This window comes from Enterococcus sp. M190262, assembly GCF_005843965.1.
Lineage (GTDB): Bacteria > Bacillota > Bacilli > Lactobacillales > Enterococcaceae > Enterococcus_D > Enterococcus_D gallinarum.
In genome coordinates, this window is record NZ_CP040461.1 from 3,037,008 (window position 1) to 3,056,271 (window position 19,264).

The window sequence follows — 19,264 nt, forward strand, 5'->3', positions numbered from 1 at the left end:
TACTAAAATCTATCCGCTTTCATACAAAACAAAAAAAATGCCGAACAACTTTGATTGATCGTCAGTTGTTCGGCAAGCGTTCTTCTTACTTGTTCTCTTTTGTTGGTTTTGGCTGGATTGCTGTTTTTTCAGTTGGTGTTAATTCTTTACTCAATTCAATCAAGTATTCTTTTAGATTGTCTTTGACTTCTGGGTGTTTCAAGCCATATTCAATGCTTGTCTTCAAGAAACCAAATTTATCACCAACATCATACCGTTTACCAGTAAATTGGCGAGCAAATACGCGTTGTGTTTTATTCAACGTATCAATAGCATCAGTCAACTGAATCTCATTGCCGGCACCTGGTTTTTGATTAGCTAAGATATCAAAAATTTCTGGGGTCAACAAATAGCGGCCAATAATTGCCAAATCACTAGGCGCTTTGTCTGGAGCAGGTTTCTCCACAAAGTTCTTCACGTTGTATAATCCTTTATCAACTTGCATGCCAGGATCAATAATCCCATATTTTGATGTGTCTTCATGCGGAACATCCATCACAGCAATCGTTGAAGCATGCGTTGTTTCGTAATCATCGATCAATTGCTTCGTTAATGGGACTTCATCTTCCATCAAGTCGTCGCCAAGCATTACCACGAAGGGCTCATTTCCTACAAAGGCTCTTGCTTGTAGGACAGCATGCCCTAACCCTTTAGGATGTGATTGACGAATGAAGTGAAGATTAACATCTGTGGTTTCTTCGACCAATTTCAATAATTCAGTTTTGCCTTTTTCTTGCAGATTCATTTCTAGTTCTAAGTTTGCATCGAAATGGTCTTCAATTGGGCGTTTTGCTTTTCCGGTAACGATCAAAATATCTTCGATCCCTGATTGTAAAGCTTCTTCAACAATAAATTGGATCGTTGGTTTATCAACGATCGGCAACATTTCCTTAGCCATTGCTTTTGTTGCCGGTAAAAAACGGGTCCCTAATCCTGCTGCTGGAATAACTGCTTTTTTTACATTCATTTGTCTCTCTCCTTATCGTTACTTTTCAAGCGTAAACTCGTTCTCTTCTTTGCCATCTCTCAGCATGATTTCTTTGGCTGCTTGTTCGATTGCTTTTCCTTCATAAAGAACAGAATAAATGGTTTCGGTGATCGGCATTTCAACACCTAAAGCTGCTGCCAGTTCTCGCGCTGCTTTTGTCGTCGATACACCTTCAACGATCATTCCCATGTTTTCTAATACTTCATCCAAACTGTGTCCTTTACCAAGTAAGTTTCCCGCACGCCAATTTCGTGAATGAACACTCGTACAAGTCACAATTAAATCACCAACACCACTCAAACCGATAAAGGTCAATGGATTGGCTCCCATAGCTACTCCTAGTCGGCTGATTTCAGCTAACCCGCGGGTCATGATCGCCGCTTTTGCGTCGTCTCCAAAGCCTAAACCAGCAATTGCTCCCGCACCGATTGCGATGATATTTTTTAATGCTGCACCAGTCTCAACCCCGATTACATCATTGTTCGTATAAATACGGAAATAGTCATTCATGAACAATTCCTGCACATATTTTGCTGATTCTTCATTTTCACTCGCTGCAGTAATGGTAGTAATATCATGGACAGCCACCTCTTCTGCATGAGAAGGTCCAGATAACACAACAATATCTTGTCGTTTCTCTGTAGGAATCTCTTCTGCCAAAATTTCAGATATTCTCTTGTGACTTCCTTGCTCTAATCCTTTCGATGCATGGATGATCACGGGACGATTGGTTGCCTTTTCGGCAAACTCTTTAGCGACCGCCCGAATTGCTTTCGTCGGTACAACGAAAAGAATGGCATCTGCATCAATGATCGCTTCTTCAAGAGCCTTAACACCCAAAATATTTTCTGGTAGCTTCAAATCCGGCAGATAATGACGATTCGTATGGTACGTATTGATTTCATCGATTTGAGCTGGATTGTTGCCCCAAATTTTCACTTCATGACCATTCTCGGATAACACTTGCGCAAGCGCAGTCCCCCAAGAGCCAGGGCCTAATACGGCTATTTTTTGTTTCACGATGGAAACCTCCTCTGTTCATTTACAATAAAACTTCACTCAATCATTTTACCATAGTTGCTGAAAAATAACTGCTAGATTACATATTCATTTTCTCCATAGGAACGGTTGTAATCTTTTACTTTTGTTTTTTTACGGCGCCAGATCAAGACGATGATTGCACCAAAGAATAACACAGCTGATAAGACTTGCGATACTCGGATCGGTCCAAACAAGTACAAACTATCCGTTCTCATTCCTTCAATGAAGAAGCGTCCAAAACCGTACCAGATCAGATACCCTAGGAAGACTTCGCCTTCTTTTAAAAGTCCCTTTTTCTTACGGAGTAAGATCAAAACAATAAAACCTAAAACATTCCAGACAGATTCGTATAAGAATGTTGGTTGTCGATAAGCTCCATCGATATTCATATTATCAATAATAAAATTAGGTAGATGGAGACTTTCTAGAAAGGAACGGCTGACTTCTGCGCCGTGAGCTTCATGATTCATGAAATTCCCCCAACGTCCAATTCCTTGTGCCAACAACACGCTAGGTGCTGCAATATCCAAAAAGGTCACTGGTGAAATAAAATTGCGTCGGCAAAAGAAATACAGCCATATTCCTCCAGCGATCAAAGCCCCATAGATTGCCAATCCCCCAGAACGAGTATTGAAAATTTGAATTGGATCTTTCAAATAAGGTTCTAAATCAAATAGGACGTAATACAGTCTGCCCCCGATAATTGAAACTGGCAAGCCAATCAACATAAAGTCCGTTACATCATCGGCCTTCAATCCCACACGGACTGCTTCTCTCGTACTCAACCACATCGCAATGATGACACCGGAGACAATAATGATCGCATACCAATAGATCGGCAGACCGAACAACTCAAAAGCAACACGATTTACTAAAGCTAACATATAAACTGTTCCTCTCTAATTTCCAGAATTTTCTTCGATCAACTGTGTCAATCGATTCTCAAACGTTTGTGTCGCATCATAACCCATTGTTTTTGCCCGGAAATTCATGGCTGCAACTTCAATAATGATGGCGACATTTCGTCCGGTTTTTACTGGAATCTTGATTTGCGGGATATCTACTTCACCAATCTGAACAGTTGTATCATCCGTACCTAAGCGATCATATTTTTTATCTTTAGCCCACGCTTCAAGGTAAACTGCCAACTGCACTTGCATATAGCCTCTGACCGCACTGGCACCAAATAAGTTCATGACGTCGATAATTCCGATTCCGCGAATTTCAATTAGATGTTGGAGGATTTTGGGCGGTTCTCCCACCAGTGTCAGTTCATCTTGCTTATAAACATCTACTCGATCATCAGCAATCAGCCGGTGTCCACGCTTGATCAACTCTAATGCCGTCTCGCTTTTCCCGATGCCACTATCTCCTTGAATCAAGACACCTAATCCATAAACATCTACCAAAACTCCATGTACGCTTGTTCGAGCTGCTAATCGTCCATCTAAATAGCTCGAAAGTTCACCTAGCAATCGTGAAGTTGAAATAGGCGAACGCAAAATTGCGATATTGTGCTCTGCACAAGCTTGGATCATTTCCTCTGGGATAGCCAATCCTCTGGAAACAATGAATCCAGGTGTATCTTCTGAACACATTTTACGCAAGACCATCAACCGCTCTTCCGGCATCATTCGTTCAGCAAAAGTAATTTCTTTACTTCCAAATAGTTGTAATCGATCATGGGAATAATAATTGAAATAGCCGGTCAATTCCAACCCCGGTCGCGAAATATCCCCGGTGATGATTGTCCGTTCCAAACTTGTTTCATCCCCTTGGACGATCTCTAAGTTCAAAGCCTCAGCCAACTCATTGACCTTGACGGTTTCTGTCATAATAGTCCCTCTCTTCATCTCCATTGATTCTTCAGCTGCTTCTTTTTTGCAAACTGTTCCTCTCTATTTTATCATTCTATCTTAAAACTTACTACACGTGTTATTGGAACTACCTATTTCTTTTTATTTTATGCTATTATTTTTAAAGAGGAGGGATTTAATTGAAATTTTCAGACTATACTTACGTACGACCAGATTTTGATTCTTACAAACACAATTATTTGGAAGCGTTACACAACCTTGAGGAAGCAGCCAACCTTGAATCTGCGAAAGCAGCCATCGATGAATTGAATTATTTGCGGGGAACGATCGACACGGCAGTCAACTTGGCTTCAATTCGACACTCAATTGATACGACGGATCCGTATTATGAAGCAGAAGATACATTTTGGAATGAGTACCAGCCTCATTTTGAATCACTGGATTTTCGTTTCTACCGTTGTCTACTCGCTTCACCGCTAGTGGAAGAATTAAAAACTATCTATCCAGAAACGTTCTTTTTATTTGCTGAAAGTCGCGTGAAGTTATTTGATGAATCACTGATCGAATTATTCCAAAAAGAGAATCAACTGACTTCTGATTATGGCAAATTGATTGCTTCCGCCCAGCTGGAGTTCCAAGGAGACAGCTATACCCTTGCACAACTACGCCCTTTTACTGAACACAAAAATCGTGAAATTCGTTTGGAAGCAATAAACATTCAAACAGCATTTTTTGCTGAAAATGAAACGACATTCGACACAATTTATGATGAATTGATCAAAGTACGTACAGAAATCGCCCATAAATTAGGCTTCGAAAATTATGTTGCTTTTGCAGATGTCCAAATGAACCGCTGGGATTATGATCGCAAAATGATCGAAACCTATCGAAAGGAAATTTTAGAAAAAGTTGTCCCAATCACTCAAAAGCTGTATGCCCGCCAAGCAAAACGTAATCAGCTATCAAAAGCCACTTTTGCGGATTTGCCATTGGTCTATCCGAACGGAAATGCAACACCGAAAGGCACCGCAAACGAATTAGTGGAGAAAGCCCGTACCATGTATCATGAACTGTCTCAAGAAACAGGTGAATTCTTTGACTTCATGGTTGATCATGAGCTCTTGGATCTTTTAAGCAAAAAAGGCAAGCAATCTGGGGGTTACTGTACCTTTATCCAGGAATATCAATCTCCTTTTATTTTTGCGAATTTCAACGGGACTGCTGCTGATGTAGATGTCTTGACTCATGAAGCTGGTCATGCATTTCAAGCGTTTCAGTCTCGTTGGATCAAAGAGCCAGAAATTCTTTTTCCAAATTTCGAGTCTTGTGAGATTCATTCCATGTCAATGGAATTTATCGCTTGGCCTTGGATGGATGCTTTTTTTGAAGAGGAAACTGCAAAGTACAAGTTCGCCCATCTGGCTAGCAGTCTACAATTTCTACCTTACGGCGTGTTAGTTGATCACTTCCAACAAGAAGTCTACGAAAATCCTGATTGGACTCCAGAGCAACGAAAAACTTGTTGGAGAGACCTGGAACGCCGCTATTGTCCAGAACGTGACTACAGTGAATTTCCTGATTTGGATCGCGGGCTTTACTGGTTTAGACAAGGACATATTTTTGAGTCACCCTTTTATTATATCGACTATACGTTAGCTCAAGTTTGTGCCTTTCAATTTTGGTATCGTTCGATCGTAGCCCAAGATCCTACTGCTTGGCAAGATTATTTGGCCATTTGTCAAGTCGGCGGTACACAAACATTTCTTGAAATTCTCGAAACAGCTCACTTACGTTCGCCCTTTGAAAAAGGTGCGTTAGATGATACTCTGAAGGCTGTTGATGATTACCTAGAGAATGTTTCCGAAGAACAACTAAAATAGACCACACAATCCACGGAACGAACGAATCATCATTGATTTGTTCGTTCCATTTTTCATTGCAGTCCTTTAAATAAACGACATGCAGTCACGAACTAGTCAACCAGGTACGTTAAAAGAATAGTCAGCTCTTTTTTTGCCAGCTGCTAGGACTAACTTACTAAGGACCAACAAAAAAGCAACGAATACTCGCTGCTTTCTTGCTTGGCTATTGAGCCAATTTTATAAGCTTATTCGTTCGCTTTTTTCTTTCTTCTAAAGAAGAAGGTAACAACAAGCCCAATGAATGCAATCCCCACTAATGGATAAACTTGATTGTCACTCGAACCAGTTTTTGGCAAAACTCGCTGTTGACGATCTTTAGCAGTTGCTTTGATCAGTTTACTTCCATCATTTGAATTTGGATCAACTGGTTTAGTTTGATCGTTGTTGTTAGATTTTTTTCCATCGTCCGTTGCTGGTTGTTTTTCGATCACTTGAATCGTAGCCGTTGCCGTAACAGCCAATTGTTTGGTTGTCCCAAATATGCGCTCAAACAGCGCTGGATTTGCTACTTTCTCACCTGAAACAACAGAATAGTTCACCTGATAAGTACCGACCTTGCTGGTATCAACAGATCCTTCAATAAGAAGTCGTTCAATTGATAGGGTATTGCCCTCACGATCAGTTGCTGAAACAAAATTGTTCTTAGCCTCCCATTGATCGCCTACATACACTACTGAGTCCTTAACAACTACGCTTATTTGATCTGCTAAAACTGTGATCGTAGCTATTGCTTCAACTTTACCATTGCGGTAGCTGATTTCATATTTGCCAGGTGTCGTAGTATCGACATCCCCTGTTATATCCAATTCAGCTACTGACAACGTTTTTCCCTCTTTATCCGTCGCAGAGACAAAGTTATCTTCTGCCTGCCATGTGTCTCCTACGTAGAGCGTACTATCTTTGGCTACCACGGTTGCTTGATCAGACACGACGGTAATCGTTGCGACTGACTCGGCGTTTCCATTTTTGTAGGTCACTTGATAACTACCTGCTTTTGAAGTATCAATATCGCCGCTAACAGTTACTTCTGAAAATGTTACGTTATTGCCTTGTTTGTCCGTCGCAGAAACAAAGTTGTCCTCAGCTTGCCATGTGTCTCCTACATACAATGTGCTGTCTTTTGCTTTGACGCTTGTTTGATCTGCTAAAACTGTGATCGTAGCTACTGCTTCGACTTTTCCATTGCGGTAGCTGACTTCATATTTTCCGGGTGTCGTAGTGTCTACCGTACCTGTGACGGTTACATTAGCGAGTGATACTGCTTTTCCATCTTTATCTGTGGCGGATACAAAGTTGTCTTCCGCCTGCCACGAATCTCCCACATAGAGCGTACTATCTTTGGCTATCACGGTTGCTTGATCAGACACGACGGTGATCGTTGCCACTGCCTTAGCTGTTCCATTGGTATAGGTCACTTGATAACTACCTGCTTTTGAAGTATCAACATCGCCGCTAATGGTTACTTCTGAAAATGTTACGTTATTGCCTTGTTTGTCCGTCGCAGAAACAAAGTTGTCCTCGGCTTGCCATGTGTCTCCTACGTATAATGTGCTGTCTTTTGCCTTGACGCTTGTTTGATCTGCTAAAACTGTGATCGTAGCTACTGCTTCGACTTTTCCATTGCGGTAGCTGACTTCATATTTTCCGGGTGTCGTAGTGTCTACCGTACCTGTGACGGTTACATCAGCGAGTGATACTGCTTTTCCGTCTTTATCTGTGGCGGATACAAAGTTGTCTTCCGCCTGCCAAGAATCTCCCACATAGAGCGTACTATCTTTGGCTACCACGGTTGCTTGATCAGACACGACGGTGATCGTTGCCACTGACTCGGCGTTTCCATTTTTGTAGGTCACTTGATAACTACCTGCTTTTGAAGTATCAACATCGCCGCTAACAGTTACTTCTGAAAATGTTACGTTATTGCCTTGTTTGTCCGTCGCAGAGACAAAGTTGTCCTCGGCTTGCCATGTGTCTCCTACATACAAGGTGCTGTCTTTTACTGAAATACTGGATAAATCTTTTTCTGGTGTGATTCCAATAGATATCTGGTTACCCGTTCGATTGACTTTTACATCCATACCAGATTGAATATCTTCTGGAACAACATATCCTTCAGGGACTTTTGAAACGTATACCTTGTATTTACCTGTATAAATATCTGTCAACTGTGACTCGCCTACTTGATCAGTGGTGGTGTTGATCACAGTTCCAGTCAACTGATTGATTAACATTAATGAAACTCCAGCAATCTTTTTTGTCGGCCTTTCTGTATCAAAGACATCAAGTAAAGCAGACGTTTTATAGATAATCCCTTCCGAATCACCTGCTGAAAATTGCAGATTTGCGATAGTGGATGTCGCGGTGCGCTTTGCTTCGGACAATGTATCAATCGTCTCGGATGAGATGGTGGCTGATGCAGAAATTTGACCAGCGTTTTGAGAAAGGACGGTATAGCTGATCTCCACGTTCTCCTTAAGCACATAGTTTGCAAAAACCAGCTGAATCTCACCATTAACTTTCTCTACTTTATAACTATCATCAGGAACATTTGAGATTCTGATGGAGTTTGGATCGATTTCTCCATTGGTGTTACCAATAGATTTTAAGCTGAACGTTGGATTTACAACTTTCTTTGTTCCATCATCAATGTTTTTCGTTTTCACAGTGACTTGGGTTACGTTTTTTGCGCTAGTAACTGTCCTTTGACTAATATCGATAATGTCTGTTGCGGTATTAGAGACAGTGACCGTCGATGACCCTTGTTGATTACCATACAGTGGTTCTTTAGAAAATCCCGGTATCAGAATTGATTTCATTTCCTGCCAACCATTTGCATAATGATAGGCAATGATGTATCTGTGATCAGTTGTCCCAAAATCGAACGTATAATAATTCGTCGCTTCATCATGCGTGATGGTAGGGTAATTCGGATCTGTTTCTTTCATGACTTGCGTATTGTATTGCCCCCGATCCCAGTATTGAGGATAAACCCCGTCCACTTGATCATTGGAGACATCGATAATGGAAAATACGACATCTGTATTCATTGGTACATGTGTTTGTACCTTCAGATCTTTGATGGTATCTTGCCGGGCATTAACTAAAAATTGATTTTTGCTTCCTTGCAACGTTTGTTCTGAATAGTTTTTTCTTCCAGTGGTAACTGTTGTATTGACAGTATCCAAGCCATCCGCTGAGATACTAATCGGAATTTTATCTACTGGGATCCGCGTTGTAGAAGCGAGACTGTCTGGCACATAATTAAATCCAATGTCAAATTGAATTGAACGATTGATTGGCGTAATAAAAGTAACTAAGGACCCTCCCTCAACCTTCTCGATACGGTAATCTTGATCGATCTTGTAATAATAGTTCACTTCTGGAACTTTTCTAAGTGTCAAATAATCTGGATGTTCGACGAAGATTTTAAGATTTTCGACAGGTTGTGTTGTGCTTCCTTCAACGTTGACTGAAGTATCATTTGCATAGGCACCATTTTGGTTGTAGTTCCCCCAAGCTGTCTCAGCTGAATTAGGATATAAAACTGAGATTGGTTGTACATAATCATCCCCAATCACTTTGAATTTTTCATTGGGAATCAAAGGAGTCGTGACATTCATGACGATGTCTTTTTGATCAAAAGGAACCGTAAGATGAATCATGGAAAATGCTAGGTTACTGTCTTTGGTTGCCGTCAAGGTCAACATGCCGTTAGAATTTTCGACTTTAAAGTATTCATCTAAAGGTACATTTTGATAAAAAGCATCATTGACCATTAGTTGCTTCACTGTAAGTTCCTGTCCATTTTCAGCGGATATCGTTATCTGCTGTCCTTTTTTCATTTCAGTTGGCATGCCATGTAATGTTAAATAGTAGGATCCCTTTTCATTGGAATATAAATTTCCACCGGCAACAGCTGAATAATACCTTGATGAAATCTCTTTTTCAGTTTGACTTGTTTTTGCCACAAAAGAAATTCCACGGTACTCCCCAGCCGATGGTTCAAGATTTACTGATCCAAAACCGGTGGTTGGATAGTTTTTGTAATAAGAATACTGATGGTCACTAATTTCAGATATGCTCATCGTGAATTGATAGACAACACCATAAGCCTTTTGCTGATCCATTTGTTTGATCTCAACTGCTGTATTTTGTAAGTCATTAGCTGTAATTGTATAATCTGTGCCAGCGACTAGCTCCGTTTGCGTTTCTGGCTTGATATTTCCTTTGATATCTACATCATAGCTATAAACCTTTAGTGGTTGCGATTCTATTTTTTTGAAAACTGCTCCTGGGATGTCAATAAGTTGCAAAGAGAGTGTTTCCGTTCCCGAGAGCTTGCGGTCTAAATTATAATACACTGTACCATCTAGACCAAAAATGTTTTTTTGTTGCTCGTACTTCAATGATTCGACATCTTCATAAAGATCGATCGCATAACTGGTTTTATTTAGATCATCAATTGTCACTTTGATTTGCGGGGTACTTTCTGAATAAAGATAACTCTTTAATTCAAGGGAAAATGTTGCATCGTGGATAGCTTGATTAAAAGTGATCGTTACTTGACGATTGGCACTGTCTACTTGCCAAGTCGCATCGATGCCTTGAATCGTCCCTTGATTATCGGTAAATCCAAGGGTGTCCGGCAAACTAAAAACAACAGTTGTTCCAGCTAAGTAATCTTCGTCAATGATTTCAAAATCCAATTTTAGTTTAACTGGTGTATTATTTAGCACTCTTGTTTCCTGTGTTTGGCTGTACTCTTCATCAGCCATCGTAAGCAGTGTTCCTTTCTTTAAAAGTTCTTGCGCCTTTATTTGTCGATTGGAACCAGAAGCATTTTCTTCTTTCTTAGCTATTTTGGGATCAGTAGAAGATTTGTTGGTTTCAGTTTCTGCAACACTAGAATCTTTTATACCTGATGTTTCCTCACTTTGATCCACTTCGTTCTCTTCACTGGAAGAAGTATCAACTTCTTCTTGACTACTAGCACTTGAAGTGAATGAGGAAGCTTCTTTTTCAGATGAAGCCAAGATAGGATCTTTTTCTTTGTCTATTTTACTAGTTGTTTCAGCTGGCTGATCAGCCTCAGATGTTTCAGCAATCACCAGTATTGGCGTTGTGATCTGAGTAAGACTCAACGCAATAACAACCATACTTTGTTCTATTTTTTTAGTGATTTTCTTCATTATTCTCCTCCAATTTATATATGTATTTTTAATCAATCGCTTTTCTTATTTTCTTACCCACTTCTAATTCTTCACCGCTAAAAAAAGAAAGAATGTTGTTTGTTCGATCAATTTTCCTGATTTGTCCTGTATTGATAATGTAGGATTTAAACACTTTATAATAAGCGGGTAGGTCCAATTGCTTGATGACTTTCAAGGACATCTCAATGTATTCGATCGACTTCTTTTGGTGAAGAACGATTTGGTTGCGCTCTTCTTTGACCGTTGTGATATAGTTGATTGATTCTGCATCCATAACGATCAATTCTCGTTTGTTTTCAAGCTTTAATAAGTGCTTTTTGCCTAATAATGATTGCTTTACTTCTATTGCTTCAATTAACAAGTTTCTTAGTTGGTGTTTAAACGCTTCTTTTGTATCAATGATCCCTAATGGGCACAGGAGGTTCATTTTTTTCATCTGTATCTTTGAAGCATCTATTCCATAAAAAGCTATTTGACATTTTTTACATTGGCTTCTCAATCTTCCTGCTAATTGAAAACCTCGATCATATCCTTTCATATCAGTGGAAAATAAGAATAAATCATTGATATCGGTAAGGTGTTCATTAATAAAACGCTCAAATTGGTCCGGCAGGAAAATTTCTACTGAAGCACACGGAAGTTGGCATTCTTGGATCGCTTTTTTTAGCCACTCTCCATTAAAAAAATTATCATCTACTACATAAACAGCAAAGTTGCTTAAATTTGCAGACATCTAAGTTCTCCTTTTTTACATCATTTTTAATTGTATTATTAATCAAAAATGCCCGCTTGCACTTTCAAGCGCATTAAAAGAACCTTTGTGCAAAAATTCAGCTGTATTTAAGAACAATGTAACTATTCACTTAGTTAGTCATAGTGGATATTCAGCAAGAATTGTTTCCGTAGATTTTAGAATGGTACTCTAGCGTGGGCGGCTTAACTGCTTAGACTATTCGTTTTAGTGAATAGCTATTAGTCAAAAAAGTGGTGCGATGATACTGCTCGTATTCCCATCGATCCCCTTCATAAAATACTACTTCTATCAATATTTATCACTGCGAAACAATAACAAATGGAACTAATAGACACGAGTATTTTCACAGATTTTTCTACTCAATTTAACATGACACAGCTAGATGAACATGACAAAAAATGGTTATTTCGAAGAAATAATTGGCGGATTTGTCTTTCTTTTATAAATATTACAAAAAAAGATGTTTTGCTTTTCTTATTATTACAGTTTGTTTGTTCACATTGTTCTTTAATATTAAAAAACAAAAACATCCACACGTTCTTTCAACATAGCTAGCTATGTATCAGAAACGTGTGGATGTTTTATTTTGTATATTTTTCAATATGGTGTTCAGTCACAATCATATTGATCACTGACATAATCAAAGCAACCAGAATCGCTGCACCAAATGAGGAAAAGCCAAAGTTAGCAGCTCCTACAAAAGTTGAAGTCAAATTTAGCATTAAAGCGTTGATGACAAAACTGAAAAGCCCAAATGTCAACAGCGTTAATGGAAATGAGATGATACTCAAGATTGGTTTGATCAACGCATTTAAAATAGAGAGAACAAAGCTGGCTACTAATGCCATCATGATGCTACGTACATGGACCATGTTTGGCAGCAATACTGCCAGAGCAACAAAGGTGAGTGTATTCATTATCAGTCGTTGAAAGTAGGACATTAGAAGTCACTCCAGTCCTCATCCTCGACTTTATCTGCTTCTTTGCGCGGACGATTTGTTTCTTTGTTGTTCGCTTTGTAGTACTGATTGTCGTGTCCATATCCACCAGAGCTTTTGCGTCCAGAAGGGATCAAGATCGCCATGATGACATAAAGGGTGATCCCAGGGAAACCAGCTGTCACTAATGATAGAAAGACATAGATCACACGGATGATCGTTGGATCGATTCCTAAGTATTCTGCTAAACCTCCCAGAGTACCTGTAATCACTACATTATTGGTTGATTTCGTTAATCGTTTGTTCATTTACCTTCACCTTCCTTCTGACAATCTATCTATAGATCTGATGGAATCAGATTATTGTTCTGTGTCTTTGATAAAGACATTCCCAGTCGTTGTTGAAAGATCGACTTGTGCTACTTTATCAGCTACGCGGCGGAATTGCAATAATTGGTTCATACGTTCTTTTTTCTCACGCACGATTTCAAAATTGCTCAGCCGTTGATTGATACTTCCTAAGCTGGTTTTTGCCAAGCCTTCAAATCCAACTGATTGTGGTAATGCTACTTTGACATTTCCGTTGACTGAGCTAGCATTTAATTTTTGTAGTCGGTCTTCTTTGTAAGTGATTCGGATATTCCCGTTCACTAGAGAAATTCCAGTATTTTGTGGTGTCGCGGTAAGAGTAACATCCCCATTGACAGTTTCAATGATAGCATCAAGGATATCTCCATCTTGAACCAAGATATTTCCATTGACACCTTCAATCTCCAACATCGTAGCATCTACTTTGCGGAAATCGATCGTACCGTTGGTTGATTTCGTATAAACATCTCTTGCCACCAATTCGTCAAATGTTACATTCCCGTTCAACAATTTCACTGCAACATGATCATAGGTACGTGTCGGCAGATAGAAAACCAGATCAGCGCGGATACGCTTGTTTGGAATTTGGAATGAAATGCGTTCATCGTCAACATCAATTTGGCTTCGTGCATCAAAAGCATCGAAAGGTGTTGCAGCATCCATTTTACCATAGAGTTTGATTTTAGCATCCACTTTCACACCCGGTTGATCCCACAAGCGGAATTCAACATTTCCGTTTGCTAATTTCACATCGATCAATGTTGCTTCTGTTTCAGCATATTCAAAGGTATGTTCAAATTTCGTTGCTGCTACTCCTGGAACTTTCAGATTGATATCTTTCCATTCCATGTTGTCATTCACTGATTCTGAAACAGCACGAACTGTTTTTTTCAAGAATTGGCCAAATTGAGTACCTGCATCAACCATTTTTTCACTGACTTGAGTAAATGTATCAGAGGCTTGTTCTTTCCAGTCATCTGGAATATCAAGTTTTTGGCTGATTTTTTCTTTTGTTTGTGACCATTGGTCTTTGCGAATATTTTTCAACTTCGCATCCAATGTCGCTTTTTCTTCGCTCAAACTATCTAATGAATCTTCTAGAGAAGCGATTGTCGCTTCCGTCTCTTGCCGTGTTGCAAGTTCTTCTTCAGATAATTGATCCAATTCCTCTTTTGTGTTCAATTGCATGAGGACTTCTTGTGCTTCTTTCAGTTCCTCTTTTACACCTTGAATTTCTACATTGATCTCATCTAATTCAGCAGAAGCTTGGTTTGCCTCAGTTGCCAATCCGTCCAAGATTTTTTCAAGATTTTCTTTATCTTGTGCTTCATTTTGACGAAGTTTTTCTTCACCATCAAAAGAAGCTTCTTCTTTCTCGTGGGCTTCTTCAACTTCTTCAAAAAAGTCATTATTTGTCTTATCAGCGGATACTTCAGCTGCAGCTTTGTTGATTTGATTCTCGTCTTTGGCTTTTGCCATTCCTTCCAGCAAATCCAATGCTTCTTCTGTAGAAAGCACACCTTTTTTCACTAAATCCAATACACGTTCTCTTTCGTTCATGGAAATTGCCTCCTTCAGCAAATTTTTGTTTGCAAGTTTAGCTTACGAACCTATTATGCCTGTTTTTCCGCAAACTGTCATAGGTCTTAAGTACCAAGTTTTTATCAATCCGAAGTTCTTTCAATAAAAGAGTAATTGTTCTGCTTGAAATCAGAGAAGATGATTCTTTGTGAAAGGAAAACTTGTGCTTATCAGCTTTATCTAAAAAAACTACAAAAAAACTGTACTACAGAAGAACAGAATAGCGCAAGAATAACCTCACACGTTTTCCAATAGTTTATCCATGATCCCAGATCAATGATACGCTATTTTTTATCTCTCTTCTTACAGTACAGTCCGTACAATAATAATATACATTCATGTGAAAGCTGATGAGCTAAATCTATATTTTGAACAAAGATATACTCACTACATCAGCTCAGAACGATTACTATTTAACTCACTGATCTTACCAGTAGCCAAATAAACGATCCATTCGCAAATATTTGTGACATAATCACCAATCCGCTCGAGATATTGGGCCACAGAAAGATAATCCGTACCACTGACAACTGTCTCAGGATTGGCTTTCATGCTATCAATCGTTTTATAATAGATATCTCGATAGTAATCATTTACCCGCTCATCCATTTGTGCAATCATCCGGGCGTCTTCTTGGTCCGTTTTTACATAAGCGACCAAAACATTGTCCACCATTTTTTTGACATAGTCAGACATATCGGAAATTTCTTTCTCAATCTCTGCAATTCGGGTCTCGCCTTTAACACGAATCGTTGACTTTGCGATAGATACCGCGTGATCTCCCATTCGTTCCAAATCGGAACTAGCTTTCATCACAGTGATGATCATTCGCAAATCAGTCGTTACAGGTTGTTGCAAGGCAATCATTTCGAAACTTTTCTTCTCAAGTCGAACTTCCATATTGTTGATTGCTTCATCGTTTTCTATTACTTCTTGAGCGATCTCTTTATCATGCTTCACATAAGCGCGAACAGATTTATGGATCGCACTACTTACAAGCATCCCCATTTCATAAAATTGATTGTGAAGATTCAGTAATTCTTCTTCAAATTGTGTACGCAACATTGCTTTTTCCTCCTAACCAAATCTTCCTGAAATATAGTCTTCTGTTTCTTTCTCCCTCGGACTCAAGAATACTTTCTTGGTATCATTGAATTCGATCAAGTTGCCATCTAAGAAGAAGGCTGTTTTGTCAGAGATTCTTGAAGCTTGAGACATGTTATGAGTCACAATGATCATTGTGTATCGTTCTTTTAGTGTCAAAAGGGTATTTTCGATTTTACCTGATGAAATAGGATCCAACGCACTGGTTGGTTCATCTAATAAAATGATTTCCGGATCGACAGCCAATACTCGGGCAATACAAACCCGCTGTTGCTGGCCGCCAGACAAAGAAAGCGCACTTTGATGAAGCTTATCTTTGACATCATCCCATACTGAGGCAGCTTTCAAGCTTTCTTCCACGGTTTTATCGAGAATCTCTTTGTCTTTGACACCCTTTAATTTTAACCCATAAATAACGTTTTCGTAAATCGAAAAGGGAAATGGATTCGGTTGTTGGAAAACCATACCGATTTCTTTCCGTAAATCTACTGTATCTTGTTGCGGACTGTAGATGTCTTTTCCTTTATATACGACACTCCCTGTGATCGTGACACCAGGAATCAAATCATTCATCCGATTCAACGAACGAAGATAAGTCGACTTGCCGCAGCCGGAAGGACCGATCATTGCAGTAATTTCTCCTTTATTGATGGAAAGATCGATTCCTTTTAGTGCTTCTTTTTTTCCATAATATAAATGCAGATCTTTTGATGTGATAATTTCTTCTGCCATTTCTTAGCCTCCGTTTACTGATCGGATCAGATTAGCCAAAGTGACCTGATACATAATCTTCTGTTGCTTGGATTTTAGGACGCGTGAATATTTTTCGTGTGTGATCATATTCAATTGCATTTCCCAAGTAAAAGAACGCGGTATAGTCACTGATCCGTGCAGCTTGCTGCATGTTGTGCGTCACGATAATAATCGAATAATCTTGCTTTAAGTTGACCAATGTTTCTTCAACCGTTCCGGTAGAGATTGGATCTAGCGCACTCGCTGGTTCATCCAAAAGTAAAATATCCGGCTTCATAGCGATGGCACGAGCAATACACAGACGTTGTTGTTGCCCCCCGGACAATGCTAAAGCACTTTTATCCAGGCTGTCTTTGACTTGATCCCACAGAGCGGCTTGTTTCAAACTTGTTTCAACGATCTCGTCTAATTTCTTCTTGTTCTTTTCACCATGACGACGCAAAGCAAATGCGATATTGTCATAAATTGATTTACTGAAAGGATTTGGACGTTGAAAAACCATACCAATCCGTTTGCGCATTTCATAGACATCGACTTCTTTCGTATTGACATCGACACCCTTGTACATAATTTGACCCGTTACTTTCGTATTCGCAATACCATCGTTCATGCGATTCAATGAACGAAGATAGGTCGATTTCCCACAACCAGAAGGTCCAATCAATGCGGTAATTTTGTTTTTTTCAAATTGCAGATCGATTCCTTTGATCGCTTCATTCGTTCCATACCATACGTGCAGATCATTTGTATAAAGAGCGACGTCTTCTGGTCGATCAAAGGTAATGATATTGCGTTCTTCCCAATTATAATCATTCATACAGTGATTCTCCTTATGCTGACGTCATTTTCTTATACAATCGTTTACCGATTGCACGAGCGCCAAAGTTAAACAATAGAACAGCGATGATCAGGACAGCTGAAGCGCCAGCTGAAACTTGGATTCCATCAGGCATCGTTCCTTCTGTATTGATTTTCCAAATATGGACAGCCAATGTTTCCGCTTGTCGGAAAATGCTGATCGGGCTGGAAACACTCAGCGGGTTCCAATTTGAAAAGTCTAACGCTGGTGCACTCTGACCTGCGGTGTAAATCAATGCTGCGGCTTCCCCGAAAATACGTCCCGAACTTAGGATCACACCAGTCAATATCCCTGGTGTTGCTTCAGGAACGATGATTCGCATGACTGTTTCCCAGCGTGACAATCCAAGCGACAACCCAGCTTCACGCTGTGTATAGTGGATGGCTTGCAATGATTCTTCTACATTTCTTGTTAGTAATGGTAAGTTGAAAAACGTTAGTGCTAGGGCTCCTGAAATAATCGAGAATCCGTAACCGAATTGGATAACGAAGACTAAAAAACCAAAAAGACCGACTACAACTGAAGGCAACGAACTAAGAATCTCAATCGATGTTCTCACTACATCTGTAAACCAATTCTTTTTCGCATATTCGGATAAATAGATTCCGGCACCTAATGAAATCGGGAAACTAATGATCATTGTAACCAATAAAAGATACAATGAGTTGAATAGCTGAATCCCAATCCCACCACCTTCTTGATAAGCTTTGGAAGGTGAGGTCAAAAATTCCCAACTAATATGAGGAATCCCTCGTACTAAGATATAAAGCAATAAAGAAGCCAAAATCAAAACAATGATTCCTGCTACAGCATAAAGCACACCAGTCGCAATTTTATCTGAGCGTTTTGCATTCATTATTTCAACGCTCCTTTCTTACCAATCAATCGAATCACAATATTGAACAATAAAGACATTAATAATAAGATCAGCGCTAATGACCATAGCACGTTATTTTCAACAGTCCCCATGATCGTATTTCCGATTCCCATCGTTAGAATCGATGTCAATGTTGAAGCAGGTGTCACCAAGCTAGACGGCATCAATGCCGCATTCCCGATCACCATTTGGATGGCCAATGCTTCACCAAATGCCCGAGCCATTCCAAAGACGACTGCTGTTAAAATCCCTGGAACTGCTGCACGCAAAACAACTTTGTAAATCGTCTGCCATCTTGTTGCTCCAAGAGCAAGTGAGGCTTCGCGATAGTGTCTTGGGACTGCTCGCAACGCATCGACAGTCATTGTCGTCACAGTTGGCAAGATCATGATAAACAGAACAAATGTCCCTGCCAGAATCCCAAAACCAGTACCGCCAAAAACAGAACGGACCGCTGGAACAATCACGGATAGTCCGATAAATCCGTAAACAACGGATGGGATCCCCACTAGTAACTCGATAACTGGCTGCAAAATCTTTTCACCGTTGCGAGGGGAAACTTCTACCATAAAGACAGCTGCACCAATCGCAAATGGTGTTGCGATAATCGCTGATAAGAAAGTTACCACAAATGAGCCGACGATCATCGGCAATGCGCCGACAAGCGGCTGTCCATCTGGACCAACAGCACTAGGGTTCCATTGTGTACCAAACAAGAAATCAAACACATTTACTTTATCAACGAAAAACGTGGCAAGCCCACGACTTGCTACAAAATAAAAAATTGAAATCACAACCAAAACGATCAATGCGATACAAAGAAAACTAATGAGCTTTCCCCGCTGCTCCATTTTTGCTCGCTTAGATTTTTTCGTTAACACTTCTTTTACATTTTCCACGAGGGATTCCTCCTCAAAAATCAAACTAAATTCACAAATATTAGTTTATCGCTCGAACATCAATTTCTGTTAAACCTTTTGTAAATTTTTCGGCAACATTGTAAATTTTGTGTA

General features: G+C 39.7%; 15 protein-coding genes. 1 reads left to right on the top strand and 14 read right to left on the bottom strand.

The genetic code is table 11. The features are described 5' to 3' along the window. Positions 1-85: 85 nt before the first annotated feature. From galU to hprK, 4 genes are all read right to left on the bottom strand, one after another. Entirely contained in the window at positions 86-1,006 is a 921-nt protein-coding gene (gene galU, locus FE005_RS14345; RefSeq protein ID WP_138372054.1) for a UTP--glucose-1-phosphate uridylyltransferase GalU, read from the bottom strand. An 18-nt stretch (positions 1,007-1,024) separates the two neighbouring features. After that, the gene (locus FE005_RS14350; RefSeq protein WP_003126232.1) at positions 1,025-2,047 is read right to left on the bottom strand and encodes an NAD(P)H-dependent glycerol-3-phosphate dehydrogenase; all 1,023 of its coding nucleotides are present in this window, start codon (positions 2,045-2,047) and stop codon (positions 1,025-1,027) included. A gap of 74 nt (positions 2,048-2,121) precedes the next feature. Next, positions 2,122-2,952, bottom strand: coding sequence for a prolipoprotein diacylglyceryl transferase (gene lgt / locus FE005_RS14355; RefSeq protein ID WP_003126231.1), 831 nt, complete (start codon positions 2,950-2,952; stop codon positions 2,122-2,124). Positions 2,953-2,967: 15 nt separating this feature from the next. Beyond that, positions 2,968-3,903, bottom strand: a complete 936-nt coding sequence (gene hprK, locus FE005_RS14360) for an HPr(Ser) kinase/phosphatase (protein ID WP_003126230.1) — start codon at positions 3,901-3,903, stop codon at positions 2,968-2,970. Between the two features lie 161 nt (positions 3,904-4,064). Between hprK and FE005_RS14365 the strand changes: the two genes are divergently transcribed. Further along, entirely contained in the window at positions 4,065-5,765 is a 1,701-nt protein-coding gene (locus FE005_RS14365) for a M3 family oligoendopeptidase (RefSeq protein WP_103299684.1), read from the top strand. Positions 5,766-5,992: 227 nt separating this feature from the next. On the opposite strand, the gene FE005_RS17150 is transcribed toward FE005_RS14365, so the two are convergent. The 10 genes from FE005_RS17150 to pstC form a co-directional block, all read right to left on the bottom strand. Then, on the bottom strand, positions 5,993-10,996 hold the full coding sequence (locus FE005_RS17150; RefSeq protein WP_138372055.1) for a bacterial Ig-like domain-containing protein: 5,004 nt from the start codon (positions 10,994-10,996) through the stop codon (positions 5,993-5,995). Between the two features lie 28 nt (positions 10,997-11,024). After that, on the bottom strand, positions 11,025-11,750 hold the full coding sequence (locus FE005_RS14375) for a LytTR family transcriptional regulator DNA-binding domain-containing protein (protein ID WP_081131622.1): 726 nt from the start codon (positions 11,748-11,750) through the stop codon (positions 11,025-11,027). Positions 11,751-12,352: 602 nt separating this feature from the next. Next, on the bottom strand, positions 12,353-12,712 hold the full coding sequence (locus tag FE005_RS14380; protein WP_003126225.1) for a phage holin family protein: 360 nt from the start codon (positions 12,710-12,712) through the stop codon (positions 12,353-12,355). Next, a complete protein-coding gene (locus FE005_RS14385) occupies positions 12,712-13,017 on the bottom strand; it encodes a PspC domain-containing protein (protein WP_003126224.1) in 306 nt (101 codons plus the stop codon). Before FE005_RS14385 ends, FE005_RS14380 begins: the two co-directional genes overlap by 1 nt. Positions 13,018-13,068: 51 nt before the next feature. Further along, the gene (gene liaX / locus FE005_RS14390; protein WP_005471173.1) at positions 13,069-14,637 is read right to left on the bottom strand and encodes a daptomycin-sensing surface protein LiaX; all 1,569 of its coding nucleotides are present in this window, start codon (positions 14,635-14,637) and stop codon (positions 13,069-13,071) included. Between the two features lie 408 nt (positions 14,638-15,045). Beyond that, positions 15,046-15,723 (bottom strand): phosphate signaling complex protein PhoU, encoded by a 678-nt coding sequence (phoU, locus tag FE005_RS14395; RefSeq protein ID WP_003126222.1) that lies wholly within the window; start codon positions 15,721-15,723, stop codon positions 15,046-15,048. A 12-nt stretch (positions 15,724-15,735) separates the two neighbouring features. Then, the gene (gene pstB / locus FE005_RS14400) at positions 15,736-16,494 is read right to left on the bottom strand and encodes a phosphate ABC transporter ATP-binding protein PstB (protein WP_003126221.1); all 759 of its coding nucleotides are present in this window, start codon (positions 16,492-16,494) and stop codon (positions 15,736-15,738) included. Positions 16,495-16,525: 31 nt separating this feature from the next. Then, positions 16,526-17,332, bottom strand: a complete 807-nt coding sequence (gene pstB, locus FE005_RS14405; protein WP_003126219.1) for a phosphate ABC transporter ATP-binding protein PstB — start codon at positions 17,330-17,332, stop codon at positions 16,526-16,528. A 13-nt stretch (positions 17,333-17,345) separates the two neighbouring features. Then, on the bottom strand, positions 17,346-18,230 hold the full coding sequence (gene pstA, locus FE005_RS14410) for a phosphate ABC transporter permease PstA (RefSeq protein ID WP_003126218.1): 885 nt from the start codon (positions 18,228-18,230) through the stop codon (positions 17,346-17,348). After that, entirely contained in the window at positions 18,230-19,150 is a 921-nt protein-coding gene (gene pstC / locus FE005_RS14415; RefSeq protein WP_003126217.1) for a phosphate ABC transporter permease subunit PstC, read from the bottom strand. The genes pstA and pstC overlap by 1 nt, the downstream gene beginning before the upstream one ends. Positions 19,151-19,264: the final 114 nt, after the last annotated feature.